General features: G+C 35.3%; 23 protein-coding genes. 16 read left to right on the forward strand and 7 right to left on the reverse strand.

The features are described from left to right. Positions 1-66: 66 nt before the first annotated feature. On the reverse strand, positions 67-1497 hold the full coding sequence (dnaA, locus tag ACIGAM_RS04685; RefSeq protein ID WP_028375707.1) for a chromosomal replication initiator protein DnaA: 1431 nt from the start codon (positions 1495-1497) through the stop codon (positions 67-69). 200 nt (positions 1498-1697) lie between these two features. Here dnaA and ACIGAM_RS04690 point away from each other — a divergent pair, with 200 nt between their 5' ends. Beyond that, positions 1698-2096 carry an acyl-CoA thioesterase gene (locus tag ACIGAM_RS04690; RefSeq protein WP_396510302.1) on the forward strand — a complete coding sequence of 133 codons (399 nt, stop codon included), beginning with the start codon at positions 1698-1700 and terminating at the stop codon, positions 2094-2096. On the opposite strand, the gene ACIGAM_RS04695 is transcribed toward ACIGAM_RS04690, so the two are convergent. From ACIGAM_RS04695 to ribD, 4 genes are read right to left on the reverse strand one after another with little or no spacing between them, the layout of a single operon-like run. Then, complete coding sequence (locus ACIGAM_RS04695) at positions 2093-2710, reverse strand: IMPACT family protein (RefSeq protein ID WP_396510303.1); 618 nt, start codon at positions 2708-2710, stop codon at positions 2093-2095. The two genes, ACIGAM_RS04690 and ACIGAM_RS04695, sit on opposite strands and share 4 nt — an antisense overlap. A gap of 2 nt (positions 2711-2712) precedes the next feature. Continuing rightward, positions 2713-3585 (reverse strand): EamA/RhaT family transporter, encoded by an 873-nt coding sequence (locus ACIGAM_RS04700; RefSeq protein WP_396510304.1) that lies wholly within the window; start codon positions 3583-3585, stop codon positions 2713-2715. Next, positions 3582-4196: an HAD hydrolase-like protein gene (locus tag ACIGAM_RS04705; RefSeq protein WP_396510305.1), complete on the reverse strand. Its 615-nt coding sequence runs from the start codon at positions 4194-4196 to the stop codon at positions 3582-3584. The genes ACIGAM_RS04700 and ACIGAM_RS04705 overlap by 4 nt, the downstream gene beginning before the upstream one ends. Then, positions 4189-5241 (reverse strand): bifunctional diaminohydroxyphosphoribosylaminopyrimidine deaminase/5-amino-6-(5-phosphoribosylamino)uracil reductase RibD, encoded by a 1053-nt coding sequence (gene ribD / locus ACIGAM_RS04710; RefSeq protein ID WP_396510306.1) that lies wholly within the window; start codon positions 5239-5241, stop codon positions 4189-4191. The genes ACIGAM_RS04705 and ribD overlap by 8 nt, the downstream gene beginning before the upstream one ends. 34 nt (positions 5242-5275) lie before the next feature. Here ribD and ACIGAM_RS04715 point away from each other — a divergent pair, with 34 nt between their 5' ends. From ACIGAM_RS04715 to ACIGAM_RS04740, 6 genes are all read left to right on the forward strand, one after another. Beyond that, positions 5276-5755, forward strand: coding sequence for a GNAT family N-acetyltransferase (locus tag ACIGAM_RS04715; RefSeq protein ID WP_396510307.1), 480 nt, complete (start codon positions 5276-5278; stop codon positions 5753-5755). Beyond that, entirely contained in the window at positions 5756-6604 is an 849-nt protein-coding gene (prmC, locus tag ACIGAM_RS04720) for a peptide chain release factor N(5)-glutamine methyltransferase (RefSeq protein ID WP_396510308.1), read from the forward strand. Next, on the forward strand, positions 6604-7194 hold the full coding sequence (locus tag ACIGAM_RS04725) for a TIGR00730 family Rossman fold protein (RefSeq protein ID WP_396510309.1): 591 nt from the start codon (positions 6604-6606) through the stop codon (positions 7192-7194). Before prmC ends, ACIGAM_RS04725 begins: the two co-directional genes overlap by 1 nt. A gap of 53 nt (positions 7195-7247) precedes the next feature. Then, positions 7248-9239: an NAD-dependent DNA ligase LigA gene (gene ligA / locus ACIGAM_RS04730; protein ID WP_396510310.1), complete on the forward strand. Its 1992-nt coding sequence runs from the start codon at positions 7248-7250 to the stop codon at positions 9237-9239. Between the two features lie 96 nt (positions 9240-9335). Further along, on the forward strand, positions 9336-10025 hold the full coding sequence (locus ACIGAM_RS04735) for a hypothetical protein (protein ID WP_396510311.1): 690 nt from the start codon (positions 9336-9338) through the stop codon (positions 10023-10025). A gap of 301 nt (positions 10026-10326) precedes the next feature. Then, positions 10327-10851 carry a hypothetical protein gene (locus ACIGAM_RS04740; protein ID WP_396510312.1) on the forward strand — a complete coding sequence of 175 codons (525 nt, stop codon included), beginning with the start codon at positions 10327-10329 and terminating at the stop codon, positions 10849-10851. A 3-nt stretch (positions 10852-10854) separates the two neighbouring features. Here the strand turns inward: ACIGAM_RS04740 and ACIGAM_RS04745 are convergent, their stop codons facing one another. Both ACIGAM_RS04745 and ACIGAM_RS04750 read right to left on the reverse strand, forming a co-directional pair. Further along, the gene (locus ACIGAM_RS04745; RefSeq protein WP_396510313.1) at positions 10855-11763 is read right to left on the reverse strand and encodes a metallophosphatase; all 909 of its coding nucleotides are present in this window, start codon (positions 11761-11763) and stop codon (positions 10855-10857) included. A 5-nt stretch (positions 11764-11768) separates the two neighbouring features. Next, complete coding sequence (locus ACIGAM_RS04750) at positions 11769-12518, reverse strand: 5'-nucleotidase C-terminal domain-containing protein (protein ID WP_028375694.1); 750 nt, start codon at positions 12516-12518, stop codon at positions 11769-11771. 66 nt (positions 12519-12584) lie between these two features. Between ACIGAM_RS04750 and ACIGAM_RS04755 the strand changes: the two genes are divergently transcribed. From ACIGAM_RS04755 to ACIGAM_RS04795, 9 genes are all read left to right on the forward strand, one after another. Beyond that, positions 12585-13100 (forward strand): DUF6913 domain-containing protein, encoded by a 516-nt coding sequence (locus ACIGAM_RS04755; protein WP_396510314.1) that lies wholly within the window; start codon positions 12585-12587, stop codon positions 13098-13100. A 1-nt stretch (position 13101) separates the two neighbouring features. After that, on the forward strand, positions 13102-13983 hold the full coding sequence (dapA, locus tag ACIGAM_RS04760; RefSeq protein ID WP_028375693.1) for a 4-hydroxy-tetrahydrodipicolinate synthase: 882 nt from the start codon (positions 13102-13104) through the stop codon (positions 13981-13983). A 36-nt stretch (positions 13984-14019) separates the two neighbouring features. Next, positions 14020-14826: an outer membrane protein assembly factor BamD gene (locus tag ACIGAM_RS04765; RefSeq protein ID WP_028375692.1), complete on the forward strand. Its 807-nt coding sequence runs from the start codon at positions 14020-14022 to the stop codon at positions 14824-14826. A gap of 18 nt (positions 14827-14844) precedes the next feature. Further along, positions 14845-15171, forward strand: coding sequence for a DNA-directed RNA polymerase subunit omega (locus ACIGAM_RS04770; protein WP_028375691.1), 327 nt, complete (start codon positions 14845-14847; stop codon positions 15169-15171). A gap of 2 nt (positions 15172-15173) precedes the next feature. After that, positions 15174-16385, forward strand: a complete 1212-nt coding sequence (gene coaBC, locus ACIGAM_RS04775) for a bifunctional phosphopantothenoylcysteine decarboxylase/phosphopantothenate--cysteine ligase CoaBC (RefSeq protein WP_396510315.1) — start codon at positions 15174-15176, stop codon at positions 16383-16385. After that, positions 16378-17262 (forward strand): DUF4835 family protein, encoded by an 885-nt coding sequence (locus tag ACIGAM_RS04780; RefSeq protein WP_396510316.1) that lies wholly within the window; start codon positions 16378-16380, stop codon positions 17260-17262. Before coaBC ends, ACIGAM_RS04780 begins: the two co-directional genes overlap by 8 nt. An 89-nt stretch (positions 17263-17351) precedes the next feature. Next, positions 17352-19004, forward strand: coding sequence for a DNA repair protein RecN (gene recN / locus ACIGAM_RS04785; protein WP_396510317.1), 1653 nt, complete (start codon positions 17352-17354; stop codon positions 19002-19004). 39 nt (positions 19005-19043) lie between these two features. Further along, the gene (locus ACIGAM_RS04790; RefSeq protein ID WP_396510318.1) at positions 19044-19865 is read left to right on the forward strand and encodes an enoyl-ACP reductase; all 822 of its coding nucleotides are present in this window, start codon (positions 19044-19046) and stop codon (positions 19863-19865) included. A 100-nt stretch (positions 19866-19965) separates the two neighbouring features. Then, entirely contained in the window at positions 19966-20964 is a 999-nt protein-coding gene (locus ACIGAM_RS04795) for a glycosyltransferase (protein WP_396510319.1), read from the forward strand. The last annotated feature ends 22 nt before the right edge of the window (positions 20965-20986 follow it).

The following is a 20986-nucleotide window of genomic DNA, read 5'->3' on the forward strand; positions in this document are numbered from 1 at the left end:
TTTTATGAAAGTGTATATTTTATTCTTGAAAATACGGAATAGCGTTTCAGATTTTAAACAAAAAACTTACATCGTAAGTTTTTTGTTTAAATCTTCTACGTATTTTCTAAACTGCTTGTCTGTTGCAGAAAGGTTATCTACCGTTTTACAAGCGTGCAGCACTGTTGCGTGATCGCGTTTTCCTATTTGAGAACCTATACTGGCTAAAGAAGCCTTAGTAAGTTTTTTAGCAAAAAACATAGCTAATTGGCGTGCTTGTACAATATGTCTTTTACGTGTTTTAGACTGAAGTGTATCTACATCCATCTGAAAATAATCACTTACAACCTTCTGAATGTATTCTATAGAAACCTCACGTTTAGTGTGTTTCACGTAATTATCTACAATCTTTTTAGCGAGATCAAGGTTAATCTCTTTTCTATTAAAAGAAGAATGCGCAATTAACGAAATAATAGCACCCTCAAGTTCTCTAATGTTAGTTTTGATGTTGTTTGCTAAAAACTCTACAATATCTTCAGGCATTTCTACACCATCCTGATAGAGTTTGTTTTTTATGATTGATACACGTGTTTCAAAACCGGGTTGTTGCAATTCTGCAGAAAGCCCCCATTTAAAACGTGAAAGTAAGCGTTGCTCAATATCCTGCATATCTACAGGAGCTTTATCACTTGTTAGAACGACCTGTTTTCCATTCTGGTGCAAGTGATTAAATATGTGGAAAAATACATCCTGAGTACCTGCCTTCCCTGATAATAATTGAATATCATCAACAATTAGAACATCTATAACCTGATAAAAGTGAATAAAATCATTGCGATTATTCTTCTTTACAGATTCAATGTATTGTTGCGTAAATTTTTCCGCAGAAATATAGAGAACCGTTTTTTCTGGATATCTATCTTTAATTTGAATACCTATAGCGTGGGCTAAGTGAGTTTTACCAAGACCAACTCCTCCAAATATTAATAAAGGGTTAAAAGAGGTACCACCCGGTTTATTTGCAACGGCCATACCAGCAGATCGCGCTAGACGGTTAGAGTCACCTTCAAGAAAATTATCAAAATTGTAATTTGGGTTTAATTGAGACTCTATTTGTAGGTTGCGTATTCCAGGAATTATAAACGGATTCTTAAGCTCTGGATTTTTGTTTTTAAAAGGCGCATCAACCTCTTGAGACTTCATTGTAGAAGGTCTATTAGTACTGGGTATTTTTTCGGTAAAAGGCTGTCTGTTTCCGTAGGTGTTTTCCATACGTATAACATAAACCAGTTTAGCACTTTCCCCCAGCTCTTTTGTAAGTGACACTTTAAGAAGTTTAACATAATGTTCTTCTAGCCACTCGTAGAAAAATTTACTCGGTACCTGTATACTTAAAGCATTATCTGTAAGTTTAACCGCTTTAATAGGTTCGAACCAGGTTTTGTAAGCCTGCGGGGTTATGTTGTCTTGAATAAACAAGAGGCAATTATCCCAAACTGTTTGCGCAGTCATACTCATTCTAATGATTAAATTTTAAGTTATTTCTAATTTAGATCACTTGAAAAGTGAGAAAATGTAGAGATCTTCGTTTCTTTCAGTGCGGGGCAAATATGTGAACAAAATATGTAATAAAAAAAGAAAATTACATTGGTTTTGTAGAATTTTTATCGCATACTCTGCATATTAAGAAGTGGTCTTTTTTATATGTTAATAAGTCTATGAAAACAAGCTCAACTAATGTTAAGGTAAGATACGCAGAAACCGATCAAATGGGTGTCGTACATCACGCTAACTACCCTGTTTACTTAGAACTTGCTCGTATAGAGTGGTTAAACGATATCGGAATTTCTTACAAAGAAATGGAAAAAGGAGGCGTTATGCTACCTGTTTATGATATGCAGTTTTCTTTTCTGAGTCCGGCCTTTTTTGACGATACTTTAACGATAAAAACCAGTCTTAAAAAGATGCCGCGTGCAAGCATCGTTTTTGATTATGAAATAACAAATCAAGATCAAAAATTGATTATAAAAGCACAAACCACTCTGGTCTTTGTAGATATGAAAACAAAAAGACCTACACGCTGTCCAAATTATATTTTAGAGCTTTTAAAAGATTAAAAGTTTTCTGTAATTACAGTTAACCCAAAAACAGCATCAAAACGTTTCTTTATGCTATTTAAATCTTTCTTTCTTATGGCTAAGGTGATTGAGCAACTCAATTCCATTTTTTGTGACGTGACGCTTATCTGTTCTTCTTTAATTATGCGCATAACAGTATGAAGTAAGGCATACTCAAAGTCTATTTGTAAAGCCTCGGTAATGACTTTAGTCTTAATATTTGCTGATTCTAAGGCTAATTGCGCCGCTGTTTTATAGGCTTGTATAAGACCGCCTACACCAAGATTTGTCCCGCCATAGTAGCGTATCACGGTAACTAATATTTGGGTAACTTCAAAAGATTGTAGCTGGCCGTAAATAGGTAAACCTGCAGAATTATTGGGTTCACCATCATCATTTGCCCTATAGTGCTCATAATTTTTACCCAGTTGCCAGGCATAACATATGTGTGATGCTTTACTGTGTTTATTTTTTAATTCAGTTAAAATGCGTTCAATTTCAGCTTCTTCTTTGACGGGATGTGCCTGACCAATAAATTTGCTTCCGCGATCTTTAAATAAACTTTCGGGACTTTTTTTTGCAATTGTTTTATAGATGTCTGAAGTCATACTCATAACTAGGCTTTAACAATTGCTATTAGAATGATGCTAAAAACAGCAAGGCCAAACCCGATCCAGTTTTTTGTTGAAAGTTTTTCTTTAAAGAACACAATTCCTAAAAGTGTCGCAAGCATCAATATACCCACATTGTTTAGTGTAAATACTACCGAACTTTCTAAATTAGGATTTCTGAGCGCTTGAACCAGAAAATAAATCGAGAAGTAATTGGGAACACCTAACGCGATTCCTCCTAATATATTTTTAAACTTAAGTTTTTGTTGTCTATTATATAACTGAAAAATAAACACTAGAATGCCTAAGGTAAAGGCGGTCGCAAATATTACAGCAGAGAATAAGGGGACATCTTCTTTTGCTACAAAACTTGCTTCTAAAAACTTGATAGTTGTATCAATGATACCGCTTCCAACGAAAACCAAAATAGGAAACAATAAATCGTTTTTTGATATAGATTTAGCCGTTGTTTTTTTAAGAGAAACCAGATATACTGCTATAAGAGCCAGACCTATTCCTGTAAGTTTTAAAAATCCTGCAGCTTCCTGATAATAAAAGAGACCAAAGCATATAGGTATAACAACACTCATTTTAGTAGAAACAGATACTACCGAGAGTCCACTGCGTTGCGTGGTTATTGCCATAAAATTGAAAATAACAATAAATAAAAACCCTAAGAAGATAGTGCCGGGAAACCAGGCGTATTGCGGAATGTTTATTAAATTTATAGGCTGCCCATAAGCAACAAGACCAGAAACGCAGGCAATGAAATAATTGACTACAATAGCCTGAAATGTGTTTATTTTAAACCGGTCAAAAAGTTTAAATACAAGAAAGATAATACTTGAAGCAAGTATGCTAAGCAATAAATAGATCAAAAGAGCTCCTGTTTTATTTTAAACAATTGCGTTACATCTTCAATACCCGGTTCAAGGTGCCAGGTTCTAATATTCATAGAAGCTGCTGCTGCGGTATTTAAAACAGTGTCGTCTACAAACAGCGTTTCTTCAGCAATCAAATTATCGTTCGTAAGTACATAGTCGTAAATCTCAAGATCGGGTTTACGCAGATTAATTTGTTGTGACAAGTAAAAGCGTTCAAAACAGTTTTGAAACTGTGAGTATCTAAATGCTCCCATATTTTTAATTACTTGCTCAATGTGTAAATCATTTGTATTGCTCAACAGAAATAATCTGTAACGATTTTCTTCTTTAAGTTTTAATATCCAGTCTAATCGCTGCTGCGGAAAGTCTAGAATTATACTATTCCACGCATTTGTAAAAGAGATTTTTGTTAGAGATGGAAATTTGTTAAGGTAGTTTTTAGTTAGCTCATCGGTAGTGATTAAACCCTTCTCATAATTATTGTGCCAGTTAACCATATCACTGTCAATCTCACGAATACCCATTTTGGCTAAGGCTTGTTCCGGTGCTTTTTTATCAAGGTTTATGAAGACATCACCAAAGTCAAAGAGTAAATTTTTAATCATTTTTATTTAAATAATAGGTTAAAAAGTCACCGGTATATCCTGTGCTTCCTGCTTCTTTAGCTGTATTTAATAGGGGAGACTTGATGCCGCTTTTAAAATATACTGCTCCTTTAAATACTCTGGCCTCATCCCATAAGCCAGCATCTATAAAATGCTGTAATGTTTGAGCACCACCCTCTATAATAACAGACTGTAAACCTTCAGTATGTAAGATATCGCAAATTTGCATAGGTAAATCAGAATTAAAATCTGCCTCATAATATTTTAAATTTTTTGAATGGGTTGACTCAGCTTCAGTTATAATTAAAGTAGTTACGCTTGCGTCATACAAGTAATTGTCTTTATTAATGCTTAAGTTTTTATCAATTACAATACGGGTAGGAGAGTTGCCATACCATTCACGTGTCGTTAGACTGGGGTTGTCTGTCTTTGCAGTGGTAGATCCTACAAGGATACTCTGCTCTTCTGATCGCCATTTGTGTACAAGCTGTTTGCTTGCAGAGTTAGTAATCCAGAAAGGTTTTTTTTTGTCTCTTTTGCTGCTATCTGGAGCGATAAAACCATCAGCGCTTTCTGCCCATTTCAAGATTATATAAGGTCGTTTCTTATTATGGAATGTAAAAAAGCGTTTGTTTAGGTCCTGGCACAAATTTTCTAAGACTCCCACCTGTACTTCGCAACCTGCCTCGAGTAATTTTTTAATACCTCTTCCGGAAACTTCGTTAAAAGGATCTACGGTGCCTATAATTACTTTTTTAATTCCCTTAGCTATAATTAAATCGCTGCATGGAGGAGTTTTCCCGTAGTGACTGCACGGTTCTAAGCTTACATAAATAGTTGATTCTGCCAGAAGTTCCTTATTTATCACACTATTAATAGCGTTTACCTCGGCATGTGGTTCACCAGATTTCTTATGCCAGCCTTCACCTATAATTTTATTGTTATGCACAATTACACTTCCTACCATTGGGTTAGGGTAGGTGGTGCCCAGTCCGTTTTTAGCCAGTTGCACGCAGCGAACCATGTATTTTTCGTGTATCTTCACAAGCTCAAAAATACCAATTAAAACTAAGATACGAATGCCTCTTATAAGACCTGTAGAACTCAACGATAATTTAGCTTTAGCAAAAACCATACGAGCGGTTTTAATTGAAATGGGAGTTCCTAAGGTAGGGACTGCATATGCAGATGAAGCTCTAGATTGTATGTATGAGACGTATAATGCTGCAAATAAGGAATATTTTGTCATTGAGGATCAAAATAGGCTTCTGGGCGGGGCAGGAATCGCACCGTTAGCCAATTATGAAGGTCCTGTTTGTGAGTTACAAAAAATGTATTTTCTTTCAGAAATACGGGGAAAGGGTTTTGGTTTGCAAATGATGCAAAGGTGTCTTGACTTTGCAAAAGAGGCAGGTTTTAAACAGGTTTATTTGGAGACTATGCCGTATATGAAAGATGCTCAAAAATTGTATGTGAAAGCAGGTTTTTATTATATAGATGCTCCTTTGGGCAATACGGGACATAGTGCCTGTCCGGTTTACATGTTAAAAGATCTGTAGATGAAATTAGTAAAGTTTAAAGCGCAGTTTTTTAAGCGATTAACGCCTAATTTTCCGCAGAGCGAAATCACTGCTTTTTTTAAAATATTAATTCAGAAATACCTGGGAATTCAGCCTGTAGACCTTGTTTTAAATCCTGACAAAAACATTAAGATTAAAGAGTTAGAGCATCTTTTAGCAGCTAGAGAACGTCTGTTTAATAATGAACCGCTGCAATATATTATAGGTGAAACAGAATTTTACGGCTATAACTTTACAGTTACACCAGATGTACTTATTCCCAGGCCCGAAACAGAAGAACTAGTAGAATGGATTCTATTAGATTTAAAAGACAATGATACTTCTCAATTAAAAATTTTAGATATAGGAACCGGCTCTGGGTGCATAGCTGTTAGTTTGGCTAAAAATACAGATGCAAAAATAACAGCTCTTGATGTTTCTGATAAAGCATTGCAACTTGCTGAGCATAATGCCGAATTAAATAAGGTTACTGTACAATTTGTTAAGTCTAACATATTAGAGATGGCAGAATTGCCTCTAAAGTATACTGTAATTGTATCAAATCCGCCTTACGTGCGTAATTTCGAAAAAGCTGAAATGCATCAGAATGTGCTGCGTCATGAACCGGATTTAGCTTTATTTGTAGATGATGATAACCCGCTTATATTTTATAAAAAAATAAGTGAATTGGCTTATAAAAGTTTAGAAGTTGATGGAGTTTTGTATTTCGAAATCAATCAGTATCTTGGGGATGAGACGGTAAACCTTGTAAAAGAAGCAGGTTTTAAAACTGTAGAATTGCGAAATGATTTTGCAGGAAAATCTAGAATGATAAAAGCAAAACGCTAATGAATAATTTAAAATCTATCTGTGTTTTTTGCGGAAGCAGTGAAGGAACAGATTCGGCAATCATAATAGAGTCAGAATTGCTTGGCACTAAATTGGCAGAGCGCGATATCACGCTAATTTATGGTGGTTCTAAAATGGGCATAATGGGCAGGGTAGCTATAGCCTGCCTTGGTAATAAAGGAAAAGCTGTAGGCATTATCCCTGGTTTTTTAAAAACAAAAGAAATTGTACACGAAGGTCTTGATGAGCTTGTTACTACAGAAAACATGCACGAGCGTAAGCTCAAAATGCAAGAAATGAGTGATGGTTTTATAACACTTCCTGGAGGTTTTGGGACGTTTGAAGAGCTTTTTGAAATTATTACCTGGAGTCAGTTAGGATTACATCATAAACCTATAGGTATTTTAAATACAAATGGCTTTTACGATCATTTAATAGCTATGCTAGACGAGATGGTTAATAGAGGTTTTCTTAAAGCTGAAAACAGAGCTTTACTCATAGAAGATACAGATGTTGATAGTCTGTTGAATAAGATGGAGCACTTTGTACCTGATTTAACTTCAAAATGGCTAAAGCCCGAAAATACCTAATACGTATCAAAATTTTCGTTTAAAAATAATTACACTACTTCTATCTAGTTTTAATGGATACTCAGCAAAAAATACAAACACTACGCGAAGAATTGCGCCAGCATAATTATAATTATTATGTGCTTGATAAGCCGGAAATAGATGATTTTACATTTGATCAAAAACTAAAAGAATTACAAGCCTTAGAGCAGGCTCATCCAGAATATTTTGATGCAAATTCTCCATCGCTTCGGGTAGGTGGGCAAATCACTAAGAATTTTAATACCGTTAAACATGAAACGCGTATGTATTCTTTAGATAATAGTTATTCCCTTGAAGATTTAGAAGATTGGGAAAAGCGTATAAAGAAGATGGTAGATGGGGAGGTTGAGTATGTCTGCGAACTTAAATACGATGGTGCTTCTATAAGCTTGACTTATGAGAAAGGTGAATTAATACGTGCGGTTACCCGTGGCGATGGGGTACAAGGTGATGATGTCACAAATAATATTAAAACCATACGCACAGTACCCTTAAAATTAAAAGGCGATTTTCCTGAAAAATTTGATATTCGGGGAGAGATTGTACTTCCTTTAGCTGGTTTTGCTGCTATGAATGCAGAGCGTGTTGAAGCCGGTGAAGAGCCTTATAGCAATCCGCGGAATACGGCATCCGGGAGTCTTAAATTGCAAGATAGTGCAGAGGTGGCCAAAAGACCTTTAGAGTGTTTGTTGTATAGTATTGTAGGTGAAAATTTAAATATAAAATCGCAATTTGAAAGTTTAGAAAAAGCCCGTTCCTGGGGTTTTAAAGTGCCTGAAGTTGCAAAACTCACCGCTTCAACAGATGAGACTTTTAAATTTTTAGATTATTGGGATGTACATCGCCACGAGTTACCCTACGAGACTGATGGTGTGGTTATTAAAGTAAATAATTTTCAGCAACAGGAAGAACTTGGTTTTACTGCAAAAGCACCACGATGGGCTATGGCCTACAAATTTAAAACCGAGCAAGCTGAAACCGTATTAGAAAAAATAACTTACCAGGTAGGACGTACCGGTGCAATTACACCCGTGGCAAATTTAAATGCAGTACAACTTGCAGGAACAATAGTTAAACGCGCTTCTCTACACAATGCAGATCAAATTGAAAAATTAGATATCCGGGAAGGTGACACGGTTTATGTAGAAAAGGGTGGTGAAATAATACCGAAAATTGTAGGTGTAGATTTTGAAAAACGAAGTTCAGACTCAACTCCCACGCAATATATTACGAGTTGTCCTGAGTGTGATACTACCCTTGTGAGACAGCCTGGTGAAGCACAGCATTATTGCCCTAACGCAAGTGGTTGCCCTCCTCAAATTATAGGAAGAATACAACATTACATTTCTAGAAAAGCCTTGGATATAGAAGGTCTTGGAGGCGAGACGGTAGCATTGCTTGTAAATAATGGACTAATAAAAAACTATGCAGACCTTTATGATTTAAGAAAGGAAGATATTTTACCCTTAGATAGAATGGCAGAGAAATCTGCTGTTAATTTAGTAAAAGGCGTTGAGTCTTCTAAAAATATTCCTTTTGAGCGCGTGCTTTTTGGGCTAGGAATTCGATTTGTGGGCGAGACTGTTGCTCGTAAACTTGCCAAACAATTTAAAAGCATCGAAGTTTTAGCTCAGGCCACTTTTGACGAGTTGATAGCCGTAGATGAGATTGGGGAGCGTATTGCGCAAAGTGTTGTTGAGTTTTTTGCTTCCGAAGAAAATAAAGTTTTAATAGATAAACTTAAAAATCACGGTATACAATTAGAGCTTGATGCTGCAGTACTTGAGAATCAAACCGAAAAGTTGAAAGGAAGTATTTTTGTAATTTCTGGAGTGTTTACACAGGTCTCACGCACCGAGCTCAAAAAAATGATTGAAGATAACGGAGGTAAAGCTTCGGGAAGTATTTCTTCAAAAACAAATTATCTGGTGGCTGGTGAGAATATGGGGCCAAGTAAACGTGAAAAAGCGGAAAAATTGAATGTGCCTATCATTACTGAAAGTGAATTTCTAGCTATGATATAGGTTTATATTCAATAACTTAAAAACTTAAACTAAGAAATTTGCGTAGTTATACATCAATATTTTATTTAGTACCACTCAATTTTTAAGAACTCATAAATGAGATTAAAAATTTTATTATTCTTATTCTTAATTCTAGGTTTTACCGAAATAATATTGGTTTCATTAGAAATTGATAATTCTATAATTTTACGACCCCTATGTGCGATATTAATTTACGCGTTTTATTATTTCAACTCACATAGACATAATTTATATTTTATAATCTATTTAAGTTGTGAGTTAATTAACGAGACTTTTTTCTTAATTAACTTTGAACGCTATTTTTCATTAGTGCTAGGCGGTTATGTATTAGCTACATTTACGATGATTTATCATTTATGGCCTGTTTTCAAGAAAGTAGGTTTCACGTTAGATAGAGATGCTTTATTTAAAACTATCTTAGGGCTTTTAGGGATTCTGTATGCATTTTGGGAGTTAACGTTACTGGTTTTTGATAATTTACCAAACAATATTATTTTCTTTCCGGCATTGGTAGCGCTCTTATCCTGGATTTTCTTTTGCTCTATAATACCTATAAGAAACAGGCACCCAGATAATTTTTTATTATATATAATGGGAGGCTCTATGGCAGTTATGGCACCTACCATGTTTATATATACGTTTTTATGGAGTTATATGCCTGTATTAATCTTAAGTCTTCTTTCTATGATGTTATTAAAACTTAGTATGGTATGGTATTTAATTAAACTAGATGGCATTCTCAACTCAAAGGAATCTTATTTCTGAAAGAAAATTCATTCATAAAATGAGCTTCGGTATTTTTTTATTAATATGATATCTGTATTTTTTGTTATTTTACAGATAAATTATTAAATATAATAACCAATTTCCCTTAGCTGTGAATAAAACAATTAGCCTTTCTTTAAAGCCAATAAAATATTGGTATTTGGCAATTGTTAGTTGTTTGTGCTATATTTTGGTTTCAGAATTAAAAATCGAATGGGGATTTTATTTAAAGCCGGTCTATTTTATTTTTTTTTATGCTTATTACTATTCTTCCACTAAGAAGCATAATATTATCCTAATAGTGTTTCACCTTTCCTCCTTAATTGCCGAAATATTTTTTCTATTAGATCTTAATCTATTTTTTGATGAGGTTCTTTATTTCTATATGATTGCAGTTTTTGCAATGTTTTTATTTTTTGCGCCTATTTTAAAAATAAGATCTCAAAAAATAACTAAAGAAATGTTGCTTGAGCCGGTGCTCGGCGTTCTGTTTGCTGCCTATTTAATAATACATCTTTTAGCGGTTTTTTATGAGAGCGTACCTAATAAACCGCTCTTTCTAATCGGCGGAATTTTATTATTTATTTTTACCGCAATTTGCTCATTAATACCTTTAAGGCACAGAAGTCCTCATAATTATAAAACCTATATCATAGCTGCAGCACTATTGATAGAGTGTATCACAGGTTTTATTTATTATTATAGTTTGAGTATACCTATAATTTTATCATTACTCAACATCGCCATATGCTTTCATAAAACGGCCGCAACATCTTATTTTGTAGATGTGCATAATGCACTAAATGACGAGAAAGATTATATATAATTTTTAAACTTGAATAACAGTAGCTGTACTTGATTTATTTCCGGTAGCGTCAAACTCAAAGTCAATCCTACCTACATTTATACCGGCCCAACCTACCTGATTGACTAAAACATTTTTTTGATCTAGATTAGTAACAATTTCAGGCTTCGGAAGAAACGTGTGTGTATGACCACCTATTATTAAGTCTATATTTCTGCTTTTTGCAGCAAGCGATAGATCTGATATTTTATCAAATTTGTATTCATATCCTAGATGAGACAGACAGATAATTAAGTCGCATTTGTGCTCTTCTTTTAAGATGCGCGTCATATCCTGGGTGATTTCAAGCGGATCTAAATATTTAGTCTCTTTTGATAATGCTTCGGTTACTAAACCTTGTAGTTGTATACCTAATCCAAAAACACCAATTTTTATTCCGTCTTTAATAAAAATCTCATACGGTTTTGTAAGTCCTTCCATCACCGTATTTGTAAAATCGTAATTAGAGCTTATCATTTTAAAAGAAGCATTAGGCATTTGAGCAGCCAGACCACCTACGCCGTTGTCAAAGTCATGATTGCCTATAGTAGCGGCGTCATAACCCATCATACTCATAAGTTTAAACTCAAGCTCACCGCCATAAAAGTTAAAATAGGGCGTCCCTTGAAAGATGTCACCGGCATCAAGAACGAGCGTATTTGGGTTTTCTTTACGTATGTTTTGAATAAGCGTAAGACGTCTTGCTACTCCACCTTGATTTGCAAAAGAAGGATCTTCTGCAGGAAAAGGTTCTATATGACTGTGCACATCATTAGTATGTAAAATTGTGATCTTGCGCGATTTTTTTGTACCAGCAAAAAGGTTGAGGCCAGGTGTAGCACTTAGTAAAGCGGTAGCAGCTCCTGTCTGAATTAAAAACTTTCTTCTTTCCATAGGACTTATTTTTTAATGAAACGGGTGTCACGCTTTGGTGCAATAGTATCTTGTTTTTTAAAATGATCAATTAATATAGTTCTCATTTTATAATCTAAAATCTCAATAGTTTTAGGATTAGTAAAGAAAACCATCCCGTCACCACCTTGTTGTAAATAATCGTTTGTAGCTATAAAGTAAGTTTTGCCATTTTCTATAGGTTTCCCATTTATCAAAGCAGAATCAATATCATCGTTAGCATTAAGAATGAGTTGCATATTAGCAATAGGATGTGCTTTGCCAGATTTTAAATATTGAAACATAGCACGAGCCTCATCACTTGATATTTCAACAACCACTATACTATTTTCAAAAGGCATAATTTCATAAGCTGTGCCCATTGTAACATTGCCTGCACGTAAAACAGAGCGAATACCGCCGTGATTTAAAACAACACCGTCAATGTGTTTGCCAGATCGTTTAAAAAATACAGGATCACAAAATTCTAAAACAGCGTCTGCCATCATATTTCCTATAGCAGTATTGTATGGTCCGTCTGACTTAGAAAGACTTTCAGGAGCATAGGCGAGTATTGCATTCATCTCTTCATCTATGCGCTTTTTATAAGGAGCTATATACTCTATAACCGAAAGATCTGAAGCGATACTGTCTGTAATGTTTATTTGTTTTCCTTGAATACTAGTAAGCGTAGCTTGTGATTGCTTGCAGGCGACTAGAAGAAAGCCTAAAAGCGCAAGAGAATATAATCTAATCATTTGGTATAAAAATTAGCGGTGTGCATTGAGGTATAATTGTCTACATTTGCCGCAAAACAAAGGTAAATGTTTTTGGACGGTTGGAAACAATATTCGCTTAAAAGTAAACTTCAAAAAAGTCTAAAACCCATCCAAAATTCTCAAAATAAAATTGGGGAAGGAGTGGGTGTTTTGTTTGATTCACGAGATTTTCAGGATGAAAAACAGTTAGAAGCGTTAGCAAAATGTGTTTCTGCAACTTCAGAAATCTCTTTATTTGTGTATTTAGAGAATCAAAATCAAAGTAATTTTAGTGTTAGTGAAGTTTTTTCTAAAAAAGATTTTACAGTCTTGGGAGCAATTAAAAACGAAAAATTAAATGCTTTTATAGATAAACCTTTTAAGATCTTAATAAGTTATTACCACAGAGAAAATGTATTTTTGGAGTTTGTTACATCTCAGTCTAAAGCCGATTTTAAGGCAGGATTACCTGTTAAAAACAGTACTGTAAATGATTTAATCATTAAAACAGATTTAGTTAATGTTAAATTGTTTGAACAAGAGTTAGTTAAGTATTTGAAAATATTAAACCGCATAGAATAGCATGCAAGAATTAAAAGGAACAGGAGTAGCGCTGGTTACTCCTTTTAATAAAGATTTTAGTGTAGACTTTGATGGTCTAAGTCGTGTAATTGAGCATTGTATTTCTGGCGGGGTAGATTACCTCGTAATTATGGGTACTACCGCAGAAAATGCTACGCTAACAGAGGCTGAAAAGAAAGAAGTTATAGCTAAGTCAATAGCAGTGAATGCAGGTAGATTACCACTTGTTTTAGGTGTAGGAGGTAATAATACAGCTCAAATTGTTGAAGAGCTTCAAACCAAAGATTTAAGTGCGTTTACCGCAATCTTATCTGTATCTCCTTATTATAACAGACCCAGTCAGACAGGTATTTATGCACATTATAAAGCAATTGCGGAAGCTACAAAACTTCCTATTATTCTTTATAATGTACCGGGACGTACAGGCAGTAATGTTCTTCCGGAAACCATTATAAAACTTGCTAACGATTTTTCTAACATTATTGGCGTTAAAGAAGCAGCAGGAGATATAACACAAATGATGCGAATCATAAAAGATCGTCCAGAAAATTTTTTAGTCATTTCTGGAGATGATATGCTTGCGCTTCCTACAATAAGTGCGGGAGGTGACGGCGTTATTTCTGTATTAGGTCAGGGTCTTCCCAAACCCTTTTCAATAATGATAAATCAAGGTCTGGCAGGAGAGTTTAAGGAGGCTTACGCAACGCATTATGACCTTATGCTAGCTACAGATTTAATTTTTGCTGAAGGAAATCCTGCAGGAATAAAAGCATTATTGGCTCACAAAAGCCTGTGTTTAGATACGGTGCGCCTACCATTAGTAGCTGCTAGCGATACTTTGAAAAACAATATTGCAACATACTTAAATGACTCAGGTCTTTAAGTTTTTTAATCTATAGAAAAAACCTATTTTTGCACGATGTTTTCAAGTATAAGTAAGAAAATAATTATAGTAGCAGTTGCAGCAGTAAGTCTGGCTTCTTGTAGTGAATATCAACAGGTATTGAAGTCTGAAGATATGGGTAAGAAATATGCCATGGCAGACTCATTGTATGACTCTGGTAAATATCGCAAATCTTTAAAACTTTGGGAGCAAATAGTTCCGAGTTACAGAGGTAAGCCACAGGCAGAGCGTATTATGTATTTGTATGCAGATGCGCATTATCAAGTAGCAGATTACTATCTCGCAGGTTATCAATTTGATCGTTTTGTTTCTGCTTACCCAGATTCAGAAAAAGCAGAAGAGGCACAATACAAAGCAGCTTTAAGTTACGCTGAATTATCACCTAACTATCAATTAGATCAATCTGAAACTCAAAAAGGTCTTGACCAGTTACAGCAATTTATTGCAAACTACCCAGAATCTGAATATGCTGAAGAGGCTGGCGAGCGTATTAAAGACTTAAGTGTTAAGATGCAGAAAAAGGCTTACGAAATTGCAAAAGGTTGGCATAAAATTATGGACTATCCTACCGCTATTTCATCTTTAGATGATTTTATTTCAGATTATCCCGGTTCACCATTTCGTGAAGCGGCATTCTTTTACAAGTTAGATTCTCAATACCAGTATGGCTCAAATAGTATAAATGTTCTTGTAAAACCGCGTTTAGAAGAAGCGATTGCAATGTATGAGACATTAATACGTTATTTTCCGGAAGGAGAATACAGAGCTCAGGCAGATGAGATCAAAATGGATATTGATAAAATATTAGAAAATTATTCCTAATTAAATTAATAAATTATTATGGACGTTAAAAATATGGAAGCACCAGTAAATACAATAACTCTAAATAGAAGTGAAATTGACGCTCCTACAGGAAATATTTACGAAGCAATCTCGATTATAGCAAAACGTGCTACTCAAATCAACACGGAGATTAAAAAAGAATTATTAGAAAAGCTTGATGAGTTTGCTACCTATAGCGATAGCTTAGAAGAGATATTTGAAAATAAAGAACAAATAGAAGTATCTAAATTCTACGAGCGTTTGCCTAAAGCTCATGCGATGGCGGTTCAAGAATGGTTAGATGATAAGATATACTTCCGCGATACGACTGCACCAACAGAGTAGTCATGTCTGTATTAAGCGGAAAAAAGGTTTTACTTGGTGTAACCGCCGGAATAGCTGCCTATAAAGCAGCTATTTTGGTTAGAGGTTTTATCAAAGCTGGGGCAGAGGTACGGGTCATTATGACTCCCGAGGCTAAAGATTTTGTAACACCCTTAACGCTTTCTACGCTATCAAAAAATGAGGTGTATTCAACGTTTGTCAGCGATGACAACGAGAATGCGGTATGGAATAATCACGTAGAACTCGGCCTTTGGGCCGATTTCTTTGTTATAGCCCCGGCCACAGCAAATACCCTTTCTAAAATGACTTCAGGAGCAAGTGACAATCTTTTACTTGCTACGTATTTATCTGCTAAGTGTCCTGTATATTTTGCCCCGGCAATGGATCTTGACATGTACAAACATCCCAGTACGCATCACTCTTTTGAAGCCTTAACAAGCTACGGAAATATTATGATTCCTGCGACTAGTGGTGAACTTGCCAGTGGATTGGAGGGACAGGGTAGAATGGCTGAGCCTGAAGATATCGTGCGATTTATTGAAGATGATATCTTAAGTAAATTACCTTTAAAAGGAAAAAAACTGCTTATTACTGCCGGTCCTACTTATGAAGCTATAGATCCTGTTCGATTTATTGGAAATCATAGTAGTGGTAAAATGGGCTTTGAGATAGCAGAAGCTTCAGCACGACAAGGTGCAGAAGTTTTTTTGATTACCGGTCCCACACACCTGCAAACAAAAAGCAAGTTGATTACTACTATTCGGGTTACTTCAGCAGGTGAAATGTTTGATGCTGTGACTAATAAATTTGATCAGGTTGATATTGCTATTGCGGCAGCTGCAGTGGCAGATTATAGACCTTCACGTGTTGCAGATCAAAAAATTAAGAAAAAAGAAAGTGCGCTGGTAATTAATCTGGAACCTACTCAAGATATTTTAGCATATATGGGTTCGGTTAAAAAAAATCAATTTCTGGTTGGGTTTGCATTAGAGACCGAAAATGAAGTTGATAATGCTAAAGGGAAACTGCAAAGAAAAAATTTAAACTTAATTGTTTTGAATTCGTTAAATGATACCGGAGCAGGGTTTAAAACCGAAACAAATAAAGTAACTTTCATAAAACAGGATGGTACTGTTTTGCCTCAGAATTTAAAGACAAAAACCGAGGTTGCAGAAGACTTACTTAATTTAATTCTAAAAGAAATTCATGTATAAACTGATTGTTATTTTTCTCTTTTGCGGCATTGGTTTACATGCACAGGAGCTTAATTGTTCGGTTACAATTAATGCAGAACAAACGGGGCAAAGCAATCTTCAGGTTTTTAGAACTTTAAAAAGTGAGCTTACCGAGTTTATGAATAACACCACGTGGACAGATCTTAATGTAAAGCAGCAGGAGCGTATAGATTGTAGTCTTGTAATAATCGTTTCTAATATAAATTCAGACTCATTCTCAGCTTCGGTTCAAATACAATCCTCAAGACCGGTTTATAATTCAACATATAATACGCCGGTTTTTAATTTTAATGACAAGCAGTTTAATTTTAGATATACAGAGTTTCAGCCTTTAAACTATAATCCTAACAACTTTGATTCAAACCTTATTTCAGTGCTTTCTTTTTATGCCTACACCATTATAGGTCTTGACGCGAGTACTTACGAGTTAGGTGGTGGGGAGCCTTATTTTGAAGAGGCAAAGCGTATTGTAAATACCGCACAACAACAGGTTAGTGATGGCTGGTCTGCTCAAAGTGGCACGCAATCAAGATACAGACTAAATCAAGATTTATTGTCTCCTAATTTTAGAGAGTTTTCAGATGCGCTTTATGCGTATCATAAAAATGGTCTTGACTATATGGCAGATAATACAAAAGAAGCGAAGCAATCTATAGCCGTTACCTTACAGCTTTTTAATCAACTTTACGCAAACAGACCTAACAACTTTTTATCACGTGTTTTCTTTGATACGAAGGCAGAAGAGATTGCGAGTATGTTTTCTGGTGGGCCGCAAGTTAATGTGAGTAATCTTGTGACAGTTTTAAATAAAGTAGCTCCAACTAAGTCGTCTTACTGGCAACAAATCAAATTATAAGAGACACCTTAAATTCTTTGATTGTCGTAATTTTCTCTCCTATATTTACCTATCTATTTTCAGTTAAAAAAAACTAAATAATACTTTAATTGCTCAATTCACTACACATAAAAAACTACGCATTAATTGAAGAGGTAAATCTCAAATTTAATGATGGGTTTACGGTAATTACCGGTGAGACGGGGGCCGGTAAATCTATACTTCTGGGAGCTCTGGGTCTTATTTTAGGTAAGCGAGCAGATATAAGTAGTATAGGTAATCCTGATGAAAAATGTGTCATTGAAGCGCATTTTGACATTACTACTTATAATTTAGAAACTCTCTTTGCTGCCGAAGACCTCGACTTTGAGCCTCAAACCATTATCCGCAGAGAAATTTTAGCGAGTGGTAAAAGCCGGGCATTTGTAAATGATACGCCAGTCACGTTAAATCAATTATCTGCTTTGGGCTTGAGTCTTGTAGATATTCACAGTCAGCATCAGACGAGAGAAGTAACAGATGTTGACTTTCAATTTCAAGTTTTAGATGCATTTGCCGAAAATGGAGAAACTTTGAGTGCATATACAGAGCTTTATTCTGGTTTTAGAAAAAAGGAAGGTCAGTTAAAAAAGCTTACTAAGCAGAAAGAGGAAGCTCAAAAAGAAGAAGAATATAAATCATTTTTACTTGAAGAATTACTTGCTGCAAATCTTAAACCAGGGGAGCAGGAAATCATTGAATCAGCCCACGATACGTTGAATAATGTTGAGCAAATTACGGATGGCCTTGCAGAGGCTTATCAAATTTTGAGTAGGGAAGAGGTTGGCGTAAATGAGATGTTGCTTTCTGCTAAAGTACGTTTGTCTAAGTTGTCTGGTTTTAGTCCTAAACTTAAAGAATTAAGTGAGCGTCTTGAGGCAGTGACTATAGAACTTGATGACGTTTCAGAAAGTATAAATGACCTTGCTGCAGATACAGAAGGAGATCCTACAGAATTAGCCCGACTTGAAAGCAGGTTGAAGTTGTTTTTTGATCTTCAGAAAAAACATCAGGTTGATAGTGTTGAAGGGCTTATTGAGATAAGAGATACGCTTGATGATGAAGTGCAGTCTCTAAATAACCTGGATCAAGATATTGCTAAACTAAAACGAGAAATTGCTCAGGCTCAATTAGTGTTAGAAAAACTAGCGGTACAACTTACAAGTAAACGTACTAAAACTATAAAGCCATTAACAGAAAAGCTTCAAACGATACTTTTTAATTTGGGAATGCCTAATGCCCGTTTTGAGGTAAGTCTAACAAATAGTCCGTCATTTTTAGACAATGGGAAAGATCAGCTTCATTTTCTATTTACGGCAAACAAAGGAATGCGGGCGCAAGAGCTTAAAAAAGCCGCTTCTGGAGGAGAATTATCACGTATTATGCTTGCTATAAAGTCTGTTCTTAGTGATTATGCACATTTACCTACATTAATTTTTGACGAGATAGATACCGGTGTAAGTGGTGAAGTTGCTTTAAAAATGGGACATATTATGAAAGCTATGGGTAATCGCATGCAGCTTATAAGCATCACCCATTTACCACAGATAGCAGGGCAGGGAGCGCATCATTTAAAAGTATTTAAAGAAGATAAACAACATAAAACAACAACGGGGATCAGGGTTTTAGATCAGGATCAACGTATTGCAGAGTTGGCAGAAATGCTGGGCGGAAAAGCATCTTCTGATGCTGCTTTTGACCACGCAAGACAACTACTCAATTAATTAAATAGTATATTTGACCACTTAAATTAAACAACGATTATGTCCTATAATTTATTAAAAGGAAAACGAGGTATCATATTTGGAGCGCTTGATGAGAATTCAATTGCTTGGAAGACAGCTGAGCGCGTTCACGAAGAAGGGGGAACTTTTGTTTTAACAAATGCTCCTATCGCTATGCGTATGGGTAGCATTAACAAATTAGCAGAAAAAACAGGTTCTAAAATTATACCTGCAGATGCAACATCTGTTGAAGATCTTGAAAAATTAGTGGCAGGAGCCGTTGAAGAATTAGGTGGGAAACTTGATTTTGTTCTACACAGTATAGGAATGTCTATAAACGTGCGTAAAGGTCGTCATTATACAGATCAGAATTATGATTGGACTCAAAAAGGAACAGATGTAAGCGCGATGTCTTTTCACAAAACTATGCAGGTTCTTTATAAGCAAGATGCTATGAGTGAATGGGGAAGTATTGTTGCATTGACCTATATGGCCGCGCAACGCGTTTTCCCAGACTACAACGATATGGCAGATAACAAAGCATATTTAGAAAGTATTGCACGTAGCTTTGGTTATTTCTTTGGTCGCGATAAGAAAGTACGTGTAAATACAATTTCACAATCACCTACTCCTACGACAGCAGGACAGGGAGTTAAAGGTTTTGACGGTTTTATTGCATATGCAGAAAAAATGAGTCCGTTAGGTAATGCTACAGCTCAGGAATGTGCAGATTATACAATCACTTTATTTTCTGATCTTACTAAAAAAGTTACCCTTCAAAACTTATTCCACGATGGTGGATTTAGCAATATGGGTGTGAGTAATGAAGTAATGGAAGCCTTTGTCAACGAGCAAAAGTAAATTCTGAATATTATATAAAAAATGCCCGAAGTAAAACTTTCGGGCATTTTTTATATCCTCTGTTTTTGATGATACCTTTTTAGAATAAACACCTAGTTTGATGAATTTAAGTTTTTCAATAATAGTACCGGTTTACAACAGACCTCAGGAGGTACAGGAGTTGTTGCAGAGTTTACGAACACAAACTTTCACAAAACCGTTTGAGATTGTTATAGTTGAAGATGGTTCTATAGAAACCTCTGAAGATGTTATTGAGGAATATTCAGATTTAAACATAGCCTATTTTATAAAAGAGAATACAGGTCCTGGTGATTCACGTAATTACGCGATGCAACGTGCCACAGGCAATTACTTTCTTATTTTAGATAGTGATTGCGTATTACCAGAAAGGTATTTGAAGCGCGTGGAAGACAATCTAATTAAAAAGTTTTCAGACTTTTTTGGAGGTCCAGATGCAGCTGAAGAAGGTTTTACAGCACTTCAAAAAGCTATTAATTATGTAATGACTTCATTACTAACTACTGGAGGTATAAGAGGTAGAAAAGAAGCTTCTTCCAGTTTTGAACCACGTAGTTTCAATATGGGTATTTCAAAAATAGCATTTGAGGCTTCGGGTGGTTTTGGTAAAATACATCCCGGTGAAGACCCTGATTTAACTATAAGGTTGTGGGGTCTTGGTTTTAAATCTCAATTAATGCCCGAGGCTTTTGTATATCACAAACGCCGTATATCGTGGGCTAAGTTTTACAATCAAGTACGTAAATTTGGCTTGGTAAGACCTATTCTCACAACCTGGCATCCACAAAGTTCTAAATTTACCTTCTGGTTTCCCAGTCTATTTACGCTGGGATTACTAGTAGCTTTTATTCTCGCACTAACGCGTTTTTATATTCCTATTTGTCTTGTTGCTATATATTTTGTTTTTATAGCCTTAGATTCTACGATAAAAAACAAAAGTCTTATGGTGGGGTTACTTTCAGTATGGGCTGTTTTAGTTCAGTTTATGGGATATGGTTTTGCTTTTGCAGAGTCAACTTATCATATTCGATTTCTTAAAAAGGACCCTCGCAAAAAGTATCCTCACTTATTTTTTGAGTAATTTTAGTATTAATAAGTAATCA

This window comes from Leeuwenhoekiella sp. NPDC079379, from assembly GCF_044542075.1.
GTDB lineage: Bacteria > Bacteroidota > Bacteroidia > Flavobacteriales > Flavobacteriaceae > Leeuwenhoekiella.